The organism is Ancylomarina sp. 16SWW S1-10-2 (assembly GCF_009669305.1).
Taxonomy (GTDB): domain Bacteria; phylum Bacteroidota; class Bacteroidia; order Bacteroidales; family Marinifilaceae; genus Ancylomarina.
Genome location: NZ_SADB01000009.1, coordinates 159343 through 185053, shown reverse-complemented (window position 1 = coordinate 185053; position 25711 = coordinate 159343). Strand labels below are relative to the sequence as shown.

Below are 25711 nucleotides of genomic sequence, written 5' to 3'. Positions count from 1 at the left end.
TTAGTAGTTGATGTAAATGAATCCTTTCAAAGCTTTCGATCCATTTTTAAGATCAAGCACATAATAATAAGTTCCTTCTGGAATCACCTCGGAGCCAACAGTTAAACTATTATCAGCTCTACCATCCCAATCGTTTTGGTATCCTTTTTTGCTATAAATTTTAGCACCCCAACGATTAAAAATTCTTAATACACTATTTGGAAAATCTTTGATTCCTTTAATCACAAAGAAATCATTAACACCATCGCCATTGGGAGAAAAACCTTCTGGAGCAGATACATATTCAGAACAATCATCATAGGCATCAAGATAATTGACAATACCATCGTCATCACAATCATCAGCTCCCTCCTCTTTATCAGAATAACCATCATTATCACTATCTACATCCAAATAATCAGGTATGCCGTCGCCATCAGTATCAACTGGAAGATCGATACATGAATCAATAATTTGTGATTCAACCAAATCAGATATACCATCATTATCACTATCTGTATCCATAAAATTAGGAACACCATCAGCGTCCTGATCAACCCAAAGACCTTCAATTGCATCTGGAATTCGATCCTGATCACTGTCTAAAGGATCAATCTCAATCATCACTTCAGCTGTATCACACAAGCCATAAGGATCACAAATACTATAAACGAACGAATCTGTATTACAGTAATAACCTAAATCAGCTTTGTAAGTTATCGAACCATAGCTCTCCACTATTACAGTTCCATGTAAAGGCTCCTCATTAATACTCACAGTTAAATCATCGCCATCAGGATCTTCATCATTAATAAGGACTCTTATAGTCGTTTCCGTATTATCGAAAGTCTCAACATAGTCATCAACTGCTACTGGCGGATCATTAACTGGTGTTACAATTACACTTACAGTTGCCTGATCACAATGATCGTTATTATCGCAAATATTATAACTAAACAAATCTAGTCCGTTAAAACCTTCATTTGGTGTATAAGTAATTATTCCTGTTTCAGGATCGATAGTTACTGTACCATTTTTAGGCTGATTCACAATTGCAAGTGTCGAGAAATCGATATTATCATCCACATCCCAATCATTTGCTAACACTTCAATTTGGATAGCTACATTCTCAGGCGTAGTCTCTTCATCGTCGTTAGCTACTGGTAAATCGTACTGTTCATTTACTATGATAGATACTTTTGCAGTAGTACAATGCCCTAGCTCATCACAAACTTGGTATAGAATTTCATCAGTTCCATGATAATTAGGATTTGGAATATAGTACAACTGACCAGTTACTGGATTTACTGTTACAACACCATGCAATGGATCTGTAATGATAGAAACTGTTGTTGGATCTAAATCATTATCAAGATCACTGTCATTTGCCAAAATATCCATAAAAATGGCCACATCTTCTGGGGTAATATAAGTATCATCCAAAGCAACAGGAACATCATCATCAATAGAGCTAACAGTAATACTTACAGTAGCAATATCACAGAATCCGCCATCATCACAAACCTGATATTCATAGGTATCGACCCCATTGAAACCAGATTCAGGAGTATACGTAATGGTTCCATCAGTATTTACTACAACCGTACCATGCGAAGGTGAACTGTAGATACTCAAACTAGTTGGATCAACAGTACCTTCAATATCGGTATCGTTAAGCAACACCTGAGTTGTTACTGGAGAATCTTCCTCTGTTGTGTTTGTATCATCCACAGCATTCATATGATCGTTAACTTCTACAACCTCAATATAAACTACTGCTGTAGCACAATCACCATCATCATCACAAATCTGATAAATAAACTCATCGTTTCCATGATAATCGGCATTCGGTGTATAAGTTATCTCTCCTGTTGTTGGATTGATACTTACCGTACCATGAGCAGGTGCTTGACCTGCAACAATTTTAAGACTTGTTAAATCAAGTGTTCCATCTACATCGGAATCATTAGCAAGTGCATCAATCACTACAGGAACATCCTCGTTGGTAACAACATTATTATTTAAAGCTACTGGTGGACTATTTACATCTCCCACAGTAATCGTAACTGTTGCGAAATCACAAGCTCCTTGGTCGTCACACACCTCGTAAATAAATGAATCGACGCCGTGGAAATTCACATTAGGCGTATAGCTTACAATACCAGTTGCATTATCGACCACAAGCGTTCCGTTTGCTGGTTGACCTACAATAACTAAACTTCCAGGATCAATAGTTCCATCTGAATCCTCATCATTAGTTAGAACTGCAATATCAACCGGAATATTCTCTTCGGTTTCAGCCGTATCATTGTTAGCAACCAGTTTATCATTTTCACTTTGAACAATGATATAAACGACTGCTGTATCACAAGCGCCATCATTATCACAAATTTCATAGGTAAACTGATCGTTTCCATGATAATCTGCATCTGGTGTATAAGTAATTTCTCCAGTTGTTGGATTAATACTTACTGTACCATGTTCTGGTTCTGTAACAACTTTAAGGCTTGTCAAATCAAGTGTTCCATCCACATCAGAATCATTGGCAAGTACATTAATAACTTGCGATTCATCCTCCTTGGTAAGAGCATTATTATCTAAAGCAACTGGAGCATCATTCACATCTTTCACAGTAACAGTTACTGTTGCAAAATCACAGGCTCCATCATCGTCACACACCTCGTAAATAAATGAATCGACACCATGGAAATTCTCATTAGGCGTATAGCTTACAATTCCAGTTGCATTATCGACCACAAGCGTTCCGTTTGCTGCTTGACCTACAATAACTAAACTTTCAGGATCAATCGTTCCATCTGAATCCTCATCATTAGTTAGAACTGCAATATCAACTGGAATATTCTCTTCGGTTTCAGCCATATCATTGTTAGCAACCAGTTTATCATTTTCACTTTGAACAATGATATAAACAACTGCTGTATCGCAAGCGCCATCATTATCACAAATTTCATAGGTAAACTGATCGTTTCCATGGTAATCTGCATCTGGTGTATAAGTAATTTCTCCAGTTGTTGGATTAATAATTACTGTTCCATGAGCTGGTTCTGTAACAACCTCAAGATTCGTTAAATCAAGTGTTCCATCCACATCGGAATCATTGGCAAGTACATCAATAACTTGCGATTCATCCTCCTTGGTAATCGCATTATTATCTAAAGCAACTGGAGCATCATTCACATTATTCACTGTAACAGTTACTGTAGCAAAATCACAAGCTCCTTGGTCGTCACACACCTCGTAGGTAAATGAATCAACACCATGGAAGTTCTCATTAGGTGTATAGCTTACAATTCCGGTTATATTATCGACTTTAAGCGTTCCGTTTGCTGCTTGGCCTACAATTATCAAAGTTCCAGGATCAATAGTTCCATCTGAATCCTCATCATTAGTTAGAACTAAAATGTTTACAGGACTATCTTCATCCGTTACAGCCGTATCGTTATTCGCAACCAATTTATCATTTTCACTTTGAACAACAATATAAACGACTGCTATATCACAAGCGCCATCATCATCACAAATTTCATAGGTAAACTGATCGTTTCCATGATAATCGGCATTTGGTGTATAAGTAATCTCTCCTGTTGTTGAATTAATACTTACCGTACCATGTTCTGGTTCTGTAACAACTTTAAGGCTTGTCAAATCAAGTGTTCCATCCACATCAGAATCATTGGCAAGTACATTAATAACTTGCGATTCATCCTCCTTGGTAGTAGCATTATTATCCAACGCAATTGGAGCATCATTCACATCATTCACAGTAACAGTTACCGTTGCAAAATCACAAGCTCCTTGATCGTCACACACCTCATAGGTAAATGAATCAACACCATGGAAATTCTCATTAGGCGTATAGCTTACAATTCCGGTCGTAATATCGACTACAAGCGTTCCGTTTGCTGCTTGACCTACAATAACTAAAGTTCCAAAATCAATATTGCCATCCAAATCTACATCGTTCGTTAGAACTGGAATGTCTACCGGAGTATCTTCATCCGTTTCAGCCGTATCGTTAGTAGCAACCAATGTATCATTCTCGCTTTGAACAACAAGATAAACCACAGCTGTTGTACAAGCCCCATCCTCATCACAAATCTGATAAGTAAACTCATCGTTTCCATGATAATCGGCTTCTGGTGTATAGGTAATCTCTCCGGTTGTTGGATTGATATTTACTGTTCCATTGCTTGGTCCTGAAACAACTTGAAGACTTGTTAAATCCAATGTGCCATCCACATCGGAATCATTGGCAAGTACATCAATAACTTGCGATTCATCCTCCTTGGTAGTAGCATTATTATCCAACGCAATTGGAGCATCATTCACATCATTCACTGTAATACTTACCGTCGCAAAATCGCAAGCTCCCTGATCATCACATACCTCATAGGTAAATGAATCGACACCATTGAAATTCTCATTAGGCGTATAGCTTACAATTCCGGTGGTATTATCGACTATAAGCGTTCCGTTTGCTGGTTGACCTACAATAACTAAAGTTCCAAAATCAATATTACCATCCAAATCTACATCGTTCGTTAGAACTGGAATGTCTACCGGAGTATCTTCATCCGTTTCTGCAGTATCGTTATTTGCAACTAGAGTATCATTCTCACTTTTAACAACAACATAAACCACTGCTGTTGTACAAGCCCCATCCTCATCACAAATCTGATAAGTAAACTCATCGTTTCCATGATAATCGGCTTCTGGTGTATAGGTAATCTCTCCGGTTGTTGGATTGATACTTACTGTTCCATTGCTTGGTCCTGAAACAACTTGAAGACTTGTCAAATCCAATGTGCCATCCACATCGGAATCATTGGCAAGTACGTCAATCACAGCAGGAACATCTTCATTGGTAATTGCATTATTATCCAACGCAATTGGAGCATCATTCACATCATTCACTGTAATACTTACCGTCGCAAAATCGCAAGCTCCCTGATCATCACATACCTCATAGGTAAATGAATCGGTACCCTGGAAATTTTCATTTGGTGTATAGCTTACAATACCTGTTACATTATCCACTACAAGCGTTCCGTTTGATGCCTGACCTACAATAACCAGACTTCCTGGATCAATCGTTCCATCCAAATCTACATCGTTCGTTAGAACTGGAATGTCTACCGGAGTATCTTCAGCCGTTTCAGCCGTATCGTTAGTAGCAACCAATGTATCATTCTCGCTTTGAACAACAAGATAAACCACAGCTGTTGTACAAGCCCCATCGTCATCACAAATCTGATAAGTAAACTCATCGTTTCCATGATAATCGGCTTCTGGTGTATAGGTAATCTCTCCGGTTGTTGGATTGATACTTACTGTTCCATTGCCTGGTCCCGAAACAACTTGAAGACTTGTTAAATCCAATGTGCCATCCACATCGGAATCATTGGCAAGTACCGGAATCACAATAGGAATATCCTCCTTGGTAATAGCATTGTTATCTAAGGCAATTGGAGCATCATTCACACCATTCACTGTAATGCTTACAGAGGCAGTATCACAAGAACCTTCGTTATCACAAACTCTGTAAACAAAGGTATCTGTACCGTAGAAATCAGCATCCGGCGTATAGGTTATTTCACCCGTAACAGGATTTATCGCAACTACACCGTTTGTTGGTTGGTTAACGATTGTCAAACTGGAAATATCAATAGTTCCATCAGAATCAACATCATTACCCAAAACATCCAATGTAACTGGAGTATCTTCAAGAATTGAAGCTGAATCATCATTAACAATTAGAATATCATTTACACTATTAACGGTAATGTTCACTTTAGCTGTATCACAATCGCCATCATCATCACAAATTTCATAAGTAAACTCATCGTTTCCATAATAATCTGCATCCGGCGTATAAATAATCTCTCCAGTAGTTGGATTGATACTTACTGTTCCATGAGCCGGTTCTTGACCTGTAACAACATTCAAACTTGTAAAATTAAGTGTTCCATCTACATCGGAATCATTGGCAAGTACATTAATTACAACCTCTTCATCCTCATTGACAATAGCATTGTTATCCAAAGCTATCGGAGCATCATTCACATCATTCACTGTAATACTTACTGTTGCAAAATCACAAGCTCCTTGGTCATCACACACCTCATAGGTAAATGAATCGACACCATAGAAATTCTCATTAGGTGTATAGCTTACAATGCCAGTCGTATTATCGACTGCAAGCGTTCCGTTTGCTGCTTGACCTACAATAACTAGGCTTCCAACATCAATAGTTCCATCCAAATCCACATCATTAGTTAGAACTGAAATGTCTACTGGAACATCTTCATCCGTTTCAGCCGTATCATTATTAGCAACCAGTTTATCATTTTCGCTCTGAACAACAATATAAACAACTGCAGTATCACAAGCGCCATCATCATCACAAATTTCATAAGTAAACTCATCGTTTCCATGATAATCTGTATTTGGAGTATAAGTAAACTCTCCTGTTGTTGGATTAATACTTACTGAACCATGAACTGGTTCTTGACCTACAATAATTTTAAGACTTGTCAAATCAAGCGTTCCATCCTCATCGGAATCATTGGCAAGTGCATCAATCACAGCAGGAACATCCTCCTTGGTAATAGCATTATTATCTAAAGCAATTGGAGCATCATTCGCATCATTCACCGTAACAGTTACCGTTGCAAAATCACAGGCTCCTTGGTTATCACACACCTCGTAGGTAAATGAATCGACACCATAGAAATTCTCATTAGGTGTATAGTTTACAATACCAGTCGTATTATCGATTACAAGCGTTCCGTTTGCTGCTTGACCTACAATAACTAAACTTCCAGAATCAATCGTTCCATCCAAGTCCACATCATTAGTTAGAACTGAAATTTCTACTGAAACATCTTCATCCGTTTCAGCCGTATCATCATTAGCAACTAATTTATCATTTTCACTTTGAACAACGATATAAACAACTGCTGTATCACAAGCTCCGTCATTATCACAAATTTCGTAAGTAAACTCATCGTTGCCATGATAATCTGCATCCGGCGTATAAATAAGCTCTCCTGTTGTTAGATTAGTACTTACTGTACCATGAGATGGTTCTATAACAACATTCAAACTTGTCAAATCAAGTGTTCCATCTACATCGGAATCATTGGCAAGTACTGGAATCACAATAGGAATATCCTCCTTGGTAATAGCATTATTATCCAAAGCAATTGGAGCATCATTCACATCATTTACTGCAATGCTTACTGTGGCAATATCACATTCCCGAACTAGAGGTGAAATGGCATCGTCACAAACCTGATAAGTAAAGGATACAGTTCCAAAAAAGTCAGGATTTGGATCATAGCTAAATGTTCCATCAGCATTCAATGAAATTGTTCCATTAATAGCTGCAGTTCCACCGTCCAAAACAGAGTATGTGAAATTTGCAGAATCACTATCAAGATCAGAATCCAATCCACTTCCATTATCTGATTTCAAATTACCACTCAAAAGAACATCTTCATTTGTACTGAATGAATCATATTTAGCAACTGGTGGATCGTTAACTGCATTCACTGTAATTGTGAAGGTTTGTGAAATTGATTGATCATCACCATTATTTAAAGTTCCTCCATCATCGGTAATGTAAACACTTACCGTAGTTGTTCCATACATATTATCAGCAGGTGTAAATCTTAAATTACCACTAACATCGATACTTGGCTGAACACTGAATAAATTGTTGTTATTATTGCTCGTTAAAACAGTAATAGTCTGAGCACTTTCATCTCCAAGCCCTTCACTAATATTTATCAATTGCCCATTAACTACAGCAGCTCCAGAATCTTCATCAACCTCAATATCAGAATCAGCCTTTAAAGAGAATGTTGGTTCATCATTTACAGCAGTAATATCAATAGTCATTGTATAACTACTAGCACTATATGCTTCTCCATCGAAGACTTGAAAGGTAAATGAATCGTAATTAGGACCATTTTCATTCGCTTTCGGAATAAATTTCAATTTTGAAATATCAACTGTAGCAATTTCCAATCCACTAGCAACAGGAGCTCCATCGTATTCAAGAGTTCCTTGACTTTCTAAGTCCGTAATTTTAATACCCGCAAAACCAGTTTCGACATCACTATATGATGAGAAATCAGATGAAGTAAATATATAGGTTACATCTTCAAGTTCGGTAACCGTTTCGTTATCTGCTGTTGGTATATCGTTAACCGAAAGAATACTTAAGGAAACCTCAGAATTGCTCGAATAAACTGTTCCATCGAATCCCTGCCAAGTAAATGAATCGGGTCCAAAATAGTTAGCATTTGGCTCATAAATCAAATTGGCTAAATCAGCATAAGCAATTTCATCACCTAGGCTGACTGTTATTGCTCCATATTTTAATGTGCCTTTATCTGGAAGATCTGTGATTTTTATTTTCTCCATTGAATCATTGACGTCCACATCAAGATAATTTGAATCAAAATCTGCCTGAGAAAAAATTACGTTGTTATCCTCATCAACAGCCGGTTTTGCAAAATTAGTTACTACCGGAATTGAATTAATATAGGTGAGACTAAATGTAGCATTACTTGCGGCATACTCTGTTCCATCTTCGGCATTCCATATCAAATTAACGATTCCATTTGCTCCTAGCTTAGGAGTAAACTTTAAACCAGCTAATAAATTGGAATAGGAATAAATTCCTGTAGTAAGAATTTCATCGGTTCCAGATATATCAATTGTAAAGACACCAACAGTAGATGAAGGTAAACTAACAATTTTTACATGTTTAAATTGTACATCTGTTGCATCGTCATCAGAATAATAAGTTTGAAAATCATCACGTGTAAGGGTGAAAATAGCATCTTCGAGTTTCGTTCCAAAATCGTAACTGGTAACTACTGGAGGTGTGTTTGTATGCTTAATATTAACTGAAGCATCAGTAGTCGCATTTTCTAATCCGTCGGATGCGTTCCAATCGAATGAAGAATCTCCTTCGTAACCATCATTAGGAACAAAAACTAAACCAGAACCAGTATCAATATCGCCAACCAGAATTACCTGTTTATTAAACACCGCTACTCCATTTAATTCTAATGTTCCATTGGTAGGTAGAGATTTGATTATTATTTCCACCAAAGTACCGTTCGGATTTCCATAAGGAGCATCAACATCTGAGAATTCATCAATAAAATCTTGCGCCAAAATTGGAACAGGAGTATCTTCAATTTCAAGTTTTGTAATATTAGAAACAGTTGGTTTGTCCTGAATTGGTTTAATTGTTAGATTAACTGTTGCTACATTGGAAGAATTAATGGTTCCATCATTTCCCCTCCATTTAAAACTATCTGTTCCATTAAAATCTGGATTTGGGAAATATTTTAAGGCATCCAAATCAACTAGAGAGATATTTTGTTCATCAGTAACAATAACCCCATTTAATTTTAAAGTTCCATTTGCAGGAAGAGTTTTAATTGTAATTCTAGTTAGATTATCATGAATATCAACATCGTTAAAATTATCAGTAAAGTTGGTCGTGGTAAAATCGACCTGCGTATCCTCATTAACTGCTGTTTTGGTTATATTCGAAACTGTTGGTGCCGTATTTACATAGGTAAAACTTATTGTTGCTGGTCCTTCAGAATATTCGGTACCATCAAAAGTATCCCATTCTAATTCTATAACTCCATTGTAACCGCTAGCAGGTGTAAATTCAAGCTCTAAAAGCGCTTCGTAAGGAATTTCCATACCAACTGTCAAATTGAGAGGTACAGTTTGGTTCAACTTAAACACACCAGCTGTACTAGGAGGTAGAGATATAATTTTCAAACGAGTAAAAGGATCATCGTTTACATTCACATCGGAATGATAATCTAAAAAATAAGACATTGGAAAAGTCATTACTTCATCTTCCTTCGTATCTCCAAGATCGACACTTGTAAGTATTGGCTTTGTATTGATATATGTGATACTTACTGTAGCATCATCTACAGCATAATCAGCACCATCAGATCCATTCCACTCAAAACTGGCAGTTCCAACAAAACCTAACAATGGTTCAAAAACTAACTTCGCTATGTCTGCCTTTGAAATATCAACACCAAGAAGGATTGTAACACCATTCAATGTTAGACTCCCTTTTAAAAGAAGATCTGAAATATCTGTTATTTTAATATTTTTAAAATCAGGATTTGTATTGCCAGCTAAATCTACATCAGAAAATTTAGCCTCGAAAGTCGCCGCATCAAAAGTTGTATTAACATCTTTATCATTGCTGAGGTTAATATTAGTTACAACAGGCACATCCTGAATTTCATTCACTGTGATGGTAATGGTCGCATCATTAACAGCATAATCTAAACCATCAGATGCATTGTAATCGAAAGAAGATGTTCCATTCCAGTTTGCTTCAGGTTTAAAAATTAAAGTTGCCAATTCAGCATAGGTCAATTCTGTTCCTATCGCCGAAATTTTTGAAGTACCTATATAAAGGTCTCCATTTTCTGGTAGACTAATAATTTTAACTTTAGTAATTGTCTGGCTAGGATCTAATGAGGTATTAAAATTTGAATTAAAATTAGCCTGAGCAATTGCAATATCAGTATCCTCATTCCCTGAAACACCAAAATTAGTTACCAAAGGTGGATTATTGCTAACACTTACCGTTTTACTGGTATTGGCTATACAACCCTCGTTATTAGTAACTGTTAAACCTACATCGTAATTACTCCCGATTGTATTGTATGCAATATTTGGATTTTGAACTACTGAAGATGTTGGAGTTCCCTCTTCGAAAGTCCATGCCCAATCTGAAATCGTTCCATCAGTAGCAGAATTTATTTTACTTGTTGATAAATCAGCAAAAGCTATATTATTACCTCTTAGTACTGGTGAATTTGTAATTGAAAAATCCGCTTCAACTTTATAAATACTGACATCTTTCGTAATTACTTGAACACACTGGCTATTGTCTGTAACTGTAAGTGTAACTGTATTGGTTAAGCCTTCATCAGAAGTATTATAAGTATGATTTGCACTTTGTGTGGAAGCATCGTTTCCATCACCAAAATTCCAAACCCAATTTGCAATAGATCCATCTCCATTGGTTGTAGTGGCAGAACCGTTGAAAATAACATTATCAGAAGAGCAAAATTTGCTATTCACTAATCCTGGTTCTATAATATCAATAGCTAAACCCGTTAAATTATTAGGAGAAACAACCACAACGAAACCTGTTTTTTTCAGAGTCGTAGTACATCCAATACTTGTAGTAACTTCCAGTTCTACGTCATAAGTTCCTGCCGTGGTAAATTGATGGTTCGGGTTCTGTAAATTAGAAACTTTCCCATCACCAAAATCCCAAGCCCAACCGGTAATCTGATAGCGATCATCATTCAAAGTAGATTCATCAAAAAATTGAAACTCTACATTTTCGCAAATTCCAACAGCAGCAGTAGTAGACTTACTAAAATCAACAGTAGGTGGTATACTAGTATTTATTCGTCCCAGATCGTCGCGATAATAAGCGTAATCTCCACAAGTATTATCTGTTAGAGTTAAAAAAGGACGTTTAGTACCATTAGTCGTATAAGCGTGATCTACGGAAGCATAGTCAGTTGTAGTATTAAAGTCGACCTTCTCTGTAACGCCTTTTCCAAAATCCCATGTGAGGGAGTTAACGCTACTCATATCTGAAACTTCAAACTTCACGATATGATCAGGATCTGCACAACCTGTCAAATTATTATAAGTAAAGTTACCCACCGCTCCAGCAACAGTAACCGTTTGGGTACTTGTTTTAGTACATCCACCTGTCAATACAACTGTTAAAGTAACATCATAAGAACCAGGATAAACATAGAAATGCAGTGGATTTCTTACAGTGGACATTTCTCCATCACCAAAAGTCCAAGCGTAAGAAGCTACCATAGTATCATCATCATTGGCACGGAAAGTGGTACTAGCAGGTGCACAACCTAAGTTAGTATCATCAGGCGTAAAAGTTCCATCGCCATTAACTATGGTTATTTCTTTGATAAACTCATCGGTACAACCAAGAGAGCTGGAAATTCTTTGTTTGACGGTATATGTTCCGGAAGAAGCAAATGTTAACGCTTGATTGCCGTTGGAAGTCGTATTTATTTCATAAGAACCATCTCCATCTAAATCCCACTCGTATTTTGTTATGCTTGCTGTGCCATTCGTAATACTTGCTGTATTAGTAAATTCTATATTATTCTCTAAACAGTAAATATCTCTAGTTGTGGTAAAACCTGCCACTAAATTGGGCACAATAACTGAGTTAGTTTCAGTAAAAGTATTTGAACACCCGTTATCATCAGTCACCAAAAGACTTACCTCAAAAACATTTTCACTCCCATAAGTATGTGTAGGATTCTCAATTATTGATATGTCTCCATCTCCAAAATTCCACGAATAAGTATTACTAGTGGCAGGATCACTACTGTATTTTGTAGTGGTATTTGTAAATGTTATTTCATCACCCAAACATGCTTCCACAGGAGCTTCGGTAAACGAAGCCACAGGTCCATTAATGCTTAAAAAACCATCCTTTTTAATATTATATTCACATCCATTTTCTTCGGTTACGGTCATGCTAACAGCATACGAATCAGGCCTTATATAAGTATAAGAAGGATTTTCTTCACTAGAATCTATTGTTCCATTACTATCAAAATCCCACTCTACTTTCTTAATACTAAAATTGGCAGATGAGTTAGCTATGATTTCATTGGTGAAACTGATTTTTGCAGGATGACAAGCAACTGTTTTATCCGTAACAAAATTGGGCGATGATGTTGTTACGTTAATTTTTTGTGTTTTTACATCGGAACAAAGTGTAGTAGGATTAGTAACCGTAAGCGTAACCGTATAATCACCAGCGGTAACATATGTATGAGATGGAGCTTGATCAGTAGATGAACTTCCATCATCAAAATCCCATTCATATATTGTCCCCGCATCATCAGATTCACTGGTATTAGTGAAGTTCACGGTAGAAGGCACAGAACAAATTACCTTTTCTGAAGCAGAAAAATTTGCAATGGGTTGTTTAATTACAATGTTTGAAATTGTTTCAGGATCAGAAGAACAGCCATTATCAAAAGCAGTTACTGTTAAGGAATGAAAATCACTATCATCGGTAAATTCATGTGATATGGATTGAGGAGAAAGACCATCTATAAATTTTGAAGTTTGCATTCCGCCATTCGAAAAATCCCAATGCAAACTATCAGCTAATCCTGTAAAGTCTGTAATAAATCCCAAACCAACATTAGCACAATCGCCATCAGGAGCAGTTATATTCGTTATAACTGGTTTTTGACCCACCTGAACAGCATTAGTCTTTGTTTCGGTAAGCATACAACCATTAGTGGTTTCAATGGAAAGGCTAACATCATATACTCCTCTCGTATTGTAGGTATGATTAGCGTTCTGACCTATTCCTGTTTCAGATTCATTTTCAAATGTCCAATTCCAATCAGTCACAGGATCATTGGTTGCATCGGAATACGAACCAGTAAAACCGACCCCTAATCCTTCACAACCTTCGGCAGGCGATGAAATAGTAAAGTCGAGCGTTTTTTCAACAATTGTTATATCTTCGATATAAGTATCTACACATCCCTCACCAGAAGTTACCGTTAATGTAACGGTATGTGTACCCGGATTCAAAAAATCAAAATCTGGACTTTGTTCAGTGCTAGTTCCTTTTCCATCAAAATTCCAAGACCATGTATTAGTACTTGCAGAAGATGAACCGGTAAAAGCAACTTTATAAGTTGGAGGACAAGCAGAATTTAGATCGTAGTTAAAAGACGCTTCAACGCTTGAAAGTGTAACTGTTTTTGTAATCACCATAACACAACCATCGGAATGAGTTGCCGTAAGCGTTACTGTTTTATCACCTGCCGTTGAAAATGTTTTTGTTGGATTTTGCAAACTGGAAGCCGTTCCATCACCAAAATCCCACGACCAAGCAGTAGTTGGATCTGATGACACAGCTGTAAAAGTGACCTCTTGTCCAACACAATTTCCAGAAAAAGAGAAATCGGTGGTATTGTCACTATTGAATTTAACCTGCTTAATTACCTTATTCGAAAGACACCCCTCATCAGATTTTACGGTTAATGCAACATCAAAAGTTCCTGTAGAAGAAAAATTATGCGTATAAGACTCCGAAACTGCTTCAATGTTGTCATCATTTAGGACATCCCATTGATATTCGTCAATTTCACCAGAAGAAATTGTTGCCAAAGCACCGAAGGTAACATCGCCAACACCACAATCATTTTCTTTGGTAATGGAAAAGTCAGCTGTTGGCGTAGGATTTACAGTAACGACTGCCGGTTTATAAGTTGATGCTGTACACCCCTTATCATCAGTTAATATTAATAGAACTCCATAAGTATCAGCTATTAATCCTGAAAGTGATAATACGGGATCAGTCTTAGTTACACCATCTATTTTACCCAAAAAGCTCCACTGATAACTATCAATATCTCCACCAGTGACACCAGCAACAGCCTTGCCATCAACAGTGAAACCAGCAACAGTTACATTTCCACCAGATCCGGTTAATGTAACATCCATAGGTTCACAACCACTAGCTGCTAAAACAGTAAAATCGGGTTCTGGATTAGGATAAATTGTTATGTCTTGAGTAACAGCAGTTCCCCCATTCACAGACAAGCTTACAGTATAAATTCCAGGACTGGCATAAGTAGCTGAAGGATTCTGACCTTCAGTAGCAACAGCAGTTGTAAGACTATTACCATTCCCAAAATCCCAATCCCAATTTGTGACTCCAGCCACTGAAGTTTGATTAAAATTTGCCGTACCACTACCACATTGATTACTCAACGTAAAGGTAAAAGCTGCATCTTGTGCATTCACTCCAAAAGAAGTTAGTACAACTAAAACAAGAAACAGAAATAATCTTTTGAGAAGATTATTTCTTTCGAATTTAAAGAGTATATTTTTTTTCATAAATAATTATATAATGATCTATCTGATTCAATATTGTTAAGTTGTAAGTTACTAAAAAAAGATTTATTGTTAAAGCAATAAAAAAAATAAATCACCAACAGCATTAACACACATTAACATTTGACAAAACAACCAACTCTGTTGACTAAAATGCTATTCTCGTAGATTTACACAAAGTACTAATCCACACTACGAATCATAACAAAACACAATTCATCTGATTTATCTGTTGAATGCTAACAAACAAACAAACAAGGCTTTACACATTTGAATACATCCCCGAAATTGATATTAACCTGAAGCTATTTAAATTACTATTATATATATTATGATAAATACTATAAAACGCCCTTTGTTATAAATTTTTAAAGTCGTAAAATTAAAACCTACTCTCATTACTTTACAACTCAACATTCGTTCTTTTTGTCTCTTATGTTACTTTTCTCTCAACTAATTTCAACCACAATAAGAGTACTACTAATACCATAATTAATAGAAAATACCATCTATATAAAATTAAATAACATCTATCCACACCCTGCTAAAGAACTCTTATATGGAGAAATAGTCTATTTATTCTTTCCATTCTAATATCCTGATTCATTTTAGGGTATAAAAAAAGTGCCACTCCCAAAGGAATGGCACTCTATATATTCATTTAAATTTTTACAACTCAACAATATTCGTCAAATCAAAAGCTGTTGCGACATTAGCATCTGTTTCATTATCGTTAACTGTGAAAATAATATCGTTAAAATCAATATCTCCTCCAGGTAATCTTGCATCCTCAAAACACAATACAATATCCTTACATCCTTGCTCAATGAATAATGTGTGTTGTTGTTTTTGTCCATCAACATTATCATTTAACTCAATATTCGTATAGTGACGATAATTTCCATCAGTTGTAGCGCCATTTTTCCATCCGTTAGCAATTAGACAAAACCCAATTACTGTATTTTCAGGAAAATCGCTATCGCCCAATTGAACACGGTCTCCAGCCTTTAAGCCACCTCCAGAACCTTCTTTTGAAGCATTTGGAAACAACATATGTAACTCAATCTCATCAGCACTTTCAGGAATATTATCGGCATCGTAAGTATAATAAGCCAAAGAATTTTTCCATCCCGCACCTTCATCAACGAAAGTAAGATAAACTGGAGATTCCTTAGTCAGCTTAAGAATTAAGTTATTTTCATCGTTAAACAACTCTGGATAAGCACTACGATTATCTGTATATTCAGGAAACATCTTAATAATATTCTCTACAAGAGTCTCACAAGGTTTTGTAGGAATTATCTCCTCTGGTAAACCTTCGTCCAATTCGAAGGTAAGAATCTTAAGACCACCTGTACCTGCAGCAACGAAGATGTAATTTCCCTGTGATTCCACAAAGTTTGCTGAACCAGAAAGATCCATACTACCCAACATTGTTACAGCATCATCGTTTTCAGGAACCATTGCGCCAACATAAATACCAGCAGCACCATTACCAATTAATAATAACTCCCCGTTTAGACTTACCGAGTTGGTTACATAATCTGCATCCAAACCACCCTCTGCCGTTTCTGGTCTATTAAAATGCTCTTTTAATGTACCATCAAGATTTCTAATATCTAAACCAGACTTATTTAAAGCTGCAAAAATATACTCATCTGTTGCATCAATTTCAGTTTTTGATTCATCAGAAATATTTCCTATCGCAATATTTTCTAATTCAGTAAAATTAGTCTTATTAAAAGAATGGATAGATTCGTCTGCACTTAAAGCATAAATATTATTTGTATTAATACTTAAAGATCTTACATCATCCATTGGCATATCTTTAACTAAAGATAAATCGCTTCTATTAAGAACACTTAAACCTCCAGCAGAACCACTAGTTACATAAACATAGGCATCATCAACTGCAATATCGGTAGCTACAAAAGAAGGCATATCTACAGGATCAGATACAGACAGAATTTGTTGAGAATCACTCAATTCTAAAGTAATTAGAACTGCAGGAGATTCCAAAAGGTAATCTTCACTGTCAGGATCAAGAGCTCCAACTAAATAAATAACGCCATCATAATACTCTACTGAACTAACGTCCATATTAGGGAAAAGAGCTTGAGTCTTTAGAACTGGAGTTATAGGATCAGAAATATCAAACAACTCGACTCCCCCTCTGTACACATCACCTTTTGTATTATATGACACAAATGCCATATTGTCTACAATTTTTACATGAGTTGATTGCACATATTCACCATCAACCTTAGGCGCTTCAACTTCAGCACGTAATGTAAATGCATAGTTTTTAGTGTAATCAATTTCATCAACCTCTGTACCTGCTTTAGTTTTACTTGCTGGAAGGTTGTTTATAATTACTAAAGTGTTTTTTGTAGTTACTCTGCTCGAAAGATCAGCTGTATCATTGTTAATTGCAACTCCTTTTTCATTATCATGATTATCAGAACAAGATGAAATGATAATGAAAACTGCTGTTAATAATAGTAAATATTTCCTCATGATTATTTTCTTTTCGTTACTTATTTATATTAATACTAAATTACATATTTAATTTAAATTGAATGATATATAATAGTTAAATATGTTAACACTTTGACGAAGTGTAAATTTTTCTAAACTAACACACTTAAAAACCTGATGTAATAGATTGAAAAAAACAGAATTCCCTACATAAATCTGCTACATAAAGTAACACGTTTCATTCTTTTAAAACCTAATTTACATTAGACTTCAAACTGATACCCTACACCTATAAATAGACTATAAAAAATTGATTAGACAACTGTTACAGATCTCCAGCAGGACGCAAATATAATATATTTATTAAACATATTAACAATACGCACATTTAATTTATTTTATAGATTTACTTTTGGCATTAAAATTTATAACTGGATACAGCCCCACCAAATACTTTACATAAGCACAGCCTGCCTTTTATAATTGTATGCATAATCTTTCTTTAAATTTATCTTAAATCACAATTTATGATTTAAAAAATCTCAATTATAGAACTCAAAAAAAACGCTTCCCCCTTATACATATAGGAACATAGGCTGCTTCTTTTTCATAAAATCTATTTCTATCATATTTATTCTAAAATAGATAACACAAACAATTTACACCTAATCATAAAACATCGTAAACATCATTTTAATCAACATATTTATAAATCAATATTAAGATAAACGATTCTATATCAATTGGTAAATATAGTTATTTTTATTAAGTTTAAATTACAATTAAATATTACAAACACATTACTCTAATGTAATACAAGTCAAAAATCATTAGTCAAAACAATAATTAATCTTTTATAGACATTCTAGCTTAAGCTCTAACTTACAACAACTTAAACAATGATGAATTCTAATAAATATATTACTGTACTAATCGGATTTATTCTAACGCTATCTATTTTGGGGACACACGACACTCAAGCCCAAGAAAGTGATCTAAACAGAACTCAAGTTCCTTTTTCTACAAACAAACAAAACTTCACCGTTTGGAATGGAGAGAATTACGTTCCATTTTTTATCAAAGGCGTAAATCTTGGGGTTGCAATTCCTGGAACATTTCCAGGGGAACTAGCTGCAAGTAAAAATCAATATAGCAGATGGATAGAAGATATTCATGATGTTGGATTTAACTGTATCAGAATCTACACGCTTCATTATCCCCGCTTTTACGAAGCGTTAAAAGAATTCAACGATGCAAATCCTGCAAGTCCAATGTATATAATGCAGGGAGTTTGGCTAGAGGAAGAACAAAGTGGGTACACCAATGATTTATATCAATTAAACGATGTATTCAATTTAGAAGCTAAAGACATGCTTGACTGTATACATGGAAATAACACTATAGAACACCGTTTTGGAAAAGCATATGGTTCATATACCGTTGATGTATCACCTTGGGTCATGTCTTATATTATTGGAAGAGAAATTAATCCATCAGAAATTAAAGAAACCAATGATCAACACCCCAACCAAACTTCATTTTCTGGCACAGTATTTAATTTAGAAAGAGGTTCTCCATCCGAAGTTTGGGCAACTTCACATTTAGAATATCTAGTAACTTACGAACGCAACAATTACAACACAGAACGCCCCGTGAGTATTTCCAGTTGGCCTACATTGGATCCCTTAACACATCCAACGGAAACAGGAACTGATGAAGACAAAGAATCACTAGATTTATCCAATTTAAACTTCGATGGAGCACCTGCTGGTTATTTTGCCAGCTTTCATGCTTACCCCTACTATCCCGATTTTATAAGCAAAGATCCTAGCTATAAACAATACTACGATCCGCTAGGTCAGAACAGTTATTTGGGCTATATCAGCGATCTTAAAAATTATTACAAAGATATCCCCGTTCTTATTGCGGAGGTTGGAACGCCTTCAAGTTGGGGAGTTGCTCATTATGCATCCAGTGGAATGAATCATGGGGGAGCATCCGAAATTGAACAAGGGCTCAACACCCTCAGACTACTCGACAATATAGAAGAAGCCGGTTGTGCTGGTGGTATACAATTTTCATGGATAGACGAATGGTTCAAACGCACCTGGATTACGGATGCCTTTGATTTTAATCCAGAAGCAAGAATACTTTGGCACAATGTTACTGCAGCAGAACAGAACTTTGGCTTAATAGCCTTCCGTCCATTAGAAACTATTTACACTGAATTAGAAGATTTTGGTACTAACAAACCAATCAAAAAAATTCTTACAGCTGCAGATTTTGACTTTTTGAACATTCGCTTGATGCTTAAAAATGAGCTTTCGAACATTGATACCATTTGGATGGCAATAGACACTTACAATTCTAATTTGGGAGAATCGATACTACCATCGGGAACTACAATTACCAACAGAGCAGAATTTGCACTTCGTATTACCAACTATTCTGCCGAATTATTTGTAACACAAGCTTATGATTTATACGGTTTATGGCATGGTGTATCCGAATCTACTCAACTTTATCATTCAACAGTAACAGATGGAGCTCCGTGGAATTTAGTTCGTTGGAAGAATAACGACAGTAATTATGAGATACAGTATGTTGGAAATTTAAAAACTAGGAGAACAGAATTGTCTCCTTCAAGTTTAGATGCTGTCATCATTTCAAATGATTCAATTGACATTCATCTTCCCTGGTCATTAATACAAGTTACCGATCCCGCTAATGCAAAAGTAATGGATGATGATAGAGCCACAGATGAAACTGAGGAAGCCATTTCGGATGGTATCGCTTTAAGCATTCTTCATAATGATGTTTTGCAAGAAGGAAATAATCGATTCAATTGGAGTTGGGGTGCACCATCAAACTATGTAGAAGTAAAAAAGCGATCCTACTATGTGGTAAAAGACGGTTTGGTCAAATTCAACAACGAACCCATTGCATATACAGATTTCTATACCACAAATCAGGATGAACGTCTACTTGTTGAAGCTGACAAAGGGCTATTAACCAATGATTTTGACTTTGATGGTAATTCATTTTATTCTGAATTATCAGAATTCTGCGAAAATGGCTTTGTTTTCCTTTCGGAGGATGGTTCTTTTGAATACATTCCAGATACAGGTTTCAGTGGTCAAGATTATTTCTCCTACCGAGCTTTCGATGATGGAGGACACTCGATTAAAACAAAAGTGACAATCAATGTGGCTACAATTACTTCTATTGATGACTTTGAAGAAGAATTAGCTGTTACTATTTATCCTAATCCAGTAAGTCAATTTTTACGAATAAATTTATCTTTTAACAAACAGACACAAATACGAATAATCAATTTAAAAGGCTCGATAATTTATCAAAAACAAATATCTAATTCTCAGCATATCATTGATGTTCATTCTTTTCCAAAAGGCGTATACTTACTGAACATTCAAACAAGCAAAGATTTAATCAGCAAAAAAATAATTGTAAACTAAACATAAACACACAACCATCGTTAAAACAAATATCTTTTTTATTGATATTTAAATAAATTTCATGCTATATTCGCAGCTTGACAGTATATTTGACAAATAGTTTAATTTAAATAAATAAAGTGCTTTTAATACACTCTTACAGTTCTCAATACAATTAAGTTTTTTTTTATAATAACAAGAAGAATGTAATAGATATGAGTATAACAATAGCATACACTGATTAGACATGAATTAAAAAAACGAATAGAATCTATCAAAATGTAGTTAGAAACTATACCAGATAAATATTAGGAGAGTTGAAATTTATTAATTCGGGATTAGATTTTCCCATTTCATTGAATATTTTCCAATAAGAAAAAAAATATTGTTAATTTATATTTAAAATAATTACAATGAAATCGGTATATTAGAACTCATTAGTGTCTGAAATAAAAATATGAAAAAAAAGCAAAAATAAATTTACACGCTTAATAGAAATCATAGTACTAATTTTTTCATAGGTTGAAAACTTAAGGTCTGAATATACAAAACATTGAATCTTTACCAGCTAATGCGCATAAAAATCTATTTTAAATGCCATTAGAAAATTAAAACCTTAAAAAGTAAACAAAAGATAAACTTCAAGACTTTCTCTAAAAAGCATCTAAATTAGAAGTAGAAAAATATAACTAAGTTGTAATTCAAAATATGGAAAAAAGAGTTATCAAAATATTATTCATTATAGTAGCACTACTCATATTTACTTTACCCCTTAATATGTGGCTGCAATGGCATTTTTCAGATCAAAGAGAAATGAAAATTTTCATTTTAGATAAAACGGTTATAAATCAGAATGTACAAGAACATGTATCATTTAATTGGGTACTAAATTATAATAGGTATGTAAAAGAAAATAAAGCGTTTTATATACCAAATGAAGATTACTATGGCTTCTTCCCCGATGGGAATGGTGCATACTCGACAAAAGACCTTAAGCAAGACACCGAAGAAGACTTAAATACACTTGCCGACGAATATGATATGGTCTACTATACAGATCTCTATGGTATATATGCACTTGATTGGCATAATGAATACCCCCAACTAAAACCCAACCAACCATTAGGGAAAGTTGGTGAATATTCTCCCTTAATATATGGAGGACTTACAAAAAATGAATTGGGGCTTTTAAAAAAAATGAAAAGTCGTAAAAAACTCATTATTAACGAATTTAACATCATTGCTTCTCCAACATCAAAAAAATTGAGAACTGAATATGAAAAAGAATTCAAAGTAAATTGGACTGGTTGGGTTGGGCGCCATTTTGAAAATCTTGATACAACAATAAATAAAGATCTTCCTATCTGGTTGATAAGGAATTATAAAAAACAAAATAATAACGAATGGCCTTTTAAAGAATCCGGTATTGCATTTGTTAATAATAGTGCTAAAGTCGTCATTTTAGAAAATGAGACTCACTTAAAAATTAAATATCCAATAATAAAAACACCTAAAAAAACAGCTGAATATTATGGAATTGCTCCAATTATAAATTTCACTTATTGGTTTGATATCTGCACTACAGACAGTTCAAATCAAGTGCTTTCAAATTATTTTATTGAAACAAATAGTAAGGGTGATTCGATTATGAATAAATGGAAAATCCCCAAAAAATTTCCTGCCGTAATAAAAAGAAAGAAGGACTACCCCTACTACTATTTTGCGGGTGATTTTGCAGACAACCTAATATCAATGAAGACATCAAAATATAAATATATAGATGAAATAAATTATTTATACAAGGATTCAAGTTCAAAACAAAAAAGGAGCTTTTTTTGGAGGTATTACAACCCCTTACTGAGCAAAATATTGGATGATTATTATAAGATTTTAAAATAACAGTATGGATGATAAATTTAAAATAATAGTATATTCAATGGATCTTGTTTTTGTCGAAATTATAAAACGTATCTTAGATAAGTTTAGTAAACAACACAAAACTATTGTGTACTCTTCATTTTCTGAAGCAAATGATTTATTGAAAAACGATGATATTAATCTAATGATTATTGATGATCCAATTATTGGAGCATCAAGCTTTGAATTGATTTCGTTTTTACGACTTAAACAAAAAATTATTTATCCGTTTATATATTTTGGAGTTGCTGAATATAACGGTGAAAGAAATTCAATTTTATCTGGAGCTAATTATTTTTTCAATAAGCCTTATGATATTGATGAAGTGAGTAACACGATTAAAAAGATACTCTTAATTGATTCTACAAGTCTAACTAACAAGATTTAGAATGAAAAAAGTAATAGTAAATATTATTTTTATAATATCAGCACTTCAATTAAGCGGACAAGTTAATACTGATTCGATATTTAATTCGGCAATATTAAATGCACAATCAGGAAAATACGAAAAGGCGCTAAATGAGGCTTCAGCTGTTTTAGAAATATTCCCAGACCGTTACGATGTAATGGTCTTTAGTGCCAATGTTAATGCCTGGAAAGGCGATTATACTAAAGCATTAACGTATATTAAGAAAGCTTATGTGCTAAACAAAAATAACACAGAGCTTTACGACTCTTGGCTAAATATTTTACTTTGGTCTAAGAATTACCAAGAACTTATTAAAACAGCCGAACTTGCAGAACAAAATAAATATCCAAATGAATACAATCTCGTTTTAAAAAAGGCAATTGCATATAAGTCCTTAGCCAAATATAATGAAGGTGTTAATTTAATTGAAAATCATAATATATACTTAGACTCTATTAAGCTAAAAGCCGTATATAATGAAATGCAGATGCGTAATAGAAATAGAGCTATAAGCTTTTACTATTCAATCGATTTTATTGATCAAAACGGCGTCAAACCACAGCATTTGGCTTACATCGATTATGCATTTAAAATAGGAAGACATACGCTAATTCCACGATTAAATTTTGCCAATAGATTTGATAAAAACGATTTTCAAATTGAAGCAGATTATTATCATTTATTTAAAAATGGACATTATTTATACACAAATTATGGATTGGGAATTAATAAAGAATTGTTTCCAGAACAAAAAGCTGGACTAGAATATTACGTTCCCTTTCTAAAATCATATGAATCTAGTTTAGGTGGACGTTATTTTTATTCCAAGAATTCAGAAACATTTATGCTTACAGGACATATAAGTAAATATTATCATAATTTTTGGTTTTCTTTTAGACCCTTTTATGTATTTAATGAAACAAAGAATGCATTAACTACAGTTTTTAATACGAGATATTATAGCTTAAATCCAATAAATTATTGGGGCGTGGAATTAACTTATGGCAACTCACCTGACGAAAGATATTTAGTAGCAGAATCGCCTGATATTTATACTCTAACCAATTATCGTATAAAAATTGAAAAGAATACTGCAATTTTCAAATATGGTGAAATTAAATTATCTGCATCATATGCTTATGAAGAATATATTAACAACGAATTTAGGAACAGATTGAGACTTGAAATATTATTAAAACGTAAATTTTAAAATGAAGTATCTAATTTACAAATACATACGCGCTTCATTAAAAATGCTTTTTTGGGTAAGCATAGCTGCTATTATTGCCGTTTGCATCTATGTGTTTTACCATTCGGAATCAAACATTTTAGGAATTAGCTTTACTAACCCAATTTATGAGTATGTTAAAAACATGTATTTTTGGGTATATATTGTTTTATATTTTATTGTATTTTCAGTCTTAAGCACCTTCGTATTTATCAGTTTAAGTCATTACTTTAATGTCAAAAGAGACCAACGTTTAAAGATTAGAGATAGGTATTATCGATTTTTCACCTATATTCTTACATCTTACTTCTTAATCGATTTGTATAGAAATGAAAATCAACGCAAAAAACTTTTTCTTAAAATTAAACCCCATCTAAAAACAAGAACACAAATACTTGCTTTATTTCAATCTTATCTAAAGATTCAAGATACGATTACAAAAAATTTGAGTGATGACTTTAAACTTTTATTAAACGATTTAAACCTGCAAATAAAGCTTGAATCCTTAATTTACAATAAGGATTTTGATGATAGAATTTTGGCAATAAGAATGCTTTCTTTTTTACAGATTCATACTTGTGATAAACAAATAATGGTATGTGGGGATAGTGACAATTTTGCTCTTAGAACAGAAGCATATGCAGGTCTTGTAAGATTAATGGAAAAAGATGAACACCTTTTAAATTTTATTGGAGAAAAGCATAAATTATCCATATTAGATATTAACGTAATTGTTAATGAAGTGTTGAAAAACAAGAAAATGGATATTAACTATAGGGCATTACTTTCATCATCTAATCAACAAAAAATAATTATAGGTCTTATCCTTGCAAAGTATCGATATAGAAAAAACAGAAATAATTTAATCCTAATTATTGAACACATAGGAAGTTCCAATGACTTGATAAACAACTTGGCCTGGGATGCTCTATTAACACTTATTCCTGATGATGATTGTGTAGATATTATAATTGACCGATTCGAAAATGAGCCTGATAATATCAAATTGAATATACTTGAAAAATCTCATCATGTTATGAGTAAAAGGTTTTTTAATTTCCTTGTAAAAATCATTGGAAAACAATCCCTTATCGTAAAAATAGAAGCAATGAAAATCATTTTTAAAAATGATTTTGACCTACTTGAAAACTTTATGAACTCGGAGAATGATGAAATTAAAATGGCCTATAAAGAGACGGCTTGTATGTATATAAATCAACAATTCTAATA

7 protein-coding genes are annotated in these 25711 nt (G+C 34.2%); 5 read left to right on the top strand and 2 right to left on the bottom strand.

The window, feature by feature from the left end:
• Both EMN46_RS09595 and EMN46_RS09590 read right to left on the bottom strand, forming a co-directional pair.
• Entirely contained in the window at window positions 1–14997 is a 14997-nt protein-coding gene (locus EMN46_RS09595; protein WP_154200590.1) for a tandem-95 repeat protein, read from the bottom strand.
• 666 nt (window positions 14998–15663) lie between these two features.
• Window positions 15664–17511: a DUF4114 domain-containing protein gene (locus EMN46_RS09590; RefSeq protein WP_154200589.1), complete on the bottom strand. Its 1848-nt coding sequence runs from the start codon at window positions 17509–17511 to the stop codon at window positions 15664–15666.
• An 860-nt stretch (window positions 17512–18371) separates the two neighbouring features.
• On the opposite strand from EMN46_RS09590, the gene EMN46_RS09585 reads away from it, so the two are divergent.
• The 5 genes from EMN46_RS09585 to EMN46_RS09565 all read left to right on the top strand — a co-directional run bounded on the left by EMN46_RS09585 (window position 18372) and on the right by EMN46_RS09565 (window position 25709).
• A complete protein-coding gene (locus EMN46_RS09585; RefSeq protein WP_154200588.1) occupies window positions 18372–20948 on the top strand; it encodes a T9SS type A sorting domain-containing protein in 2577 nt (858 codons plus the stop codon).
• Between the two features lie 687 nt (window positions 20949–21635).
• Window positions 21636–22826 (top strand): hypothetical protein, encoded by a 1191-nt coding sequence (locus tag EMN46_RS09580; protein ID WP_154200587.1) that lies wholly within the window; start codon window positions 21636–21638, stop codon window positions 22824–22826.
• A gap of 4 nt (window positions 22827–22830) precedes the next feature.
• Complete coding sequence (locus EMN46_RS09575; protein WP_154200586.1) at window positions 22831–23232, top strand: hypothetical protein; 402 nt, start codon at window positions 22831–22833, stop codon at window positions 23230–23232.
• 1 nt (window position 23233) lies between these two features.
• Window positions 23234–24463, top strand: coding sequence for a YaiO family outer membrane beta-barrel protein (locus EMN46_RS09570; protein ID WP_154200585.1), 1230 nt, complete (start codon window positions 23234–23236; stop codon window positions 24461–24463).
• 1 nt (window position 24464) lies between these two features.
• On the top strand, window positions 24465–25709 hold the full coding sequence (locus tag EMN46_RS09565) for a hypothetical protein (RefSeq protein WP_154200584.1): 1245 nt from the start codon (window positions 24465–24467) through the stop codon (window positions 25707–25709).
• Window positions 25710–25711 lie beyond the last annotated feature (2 nt).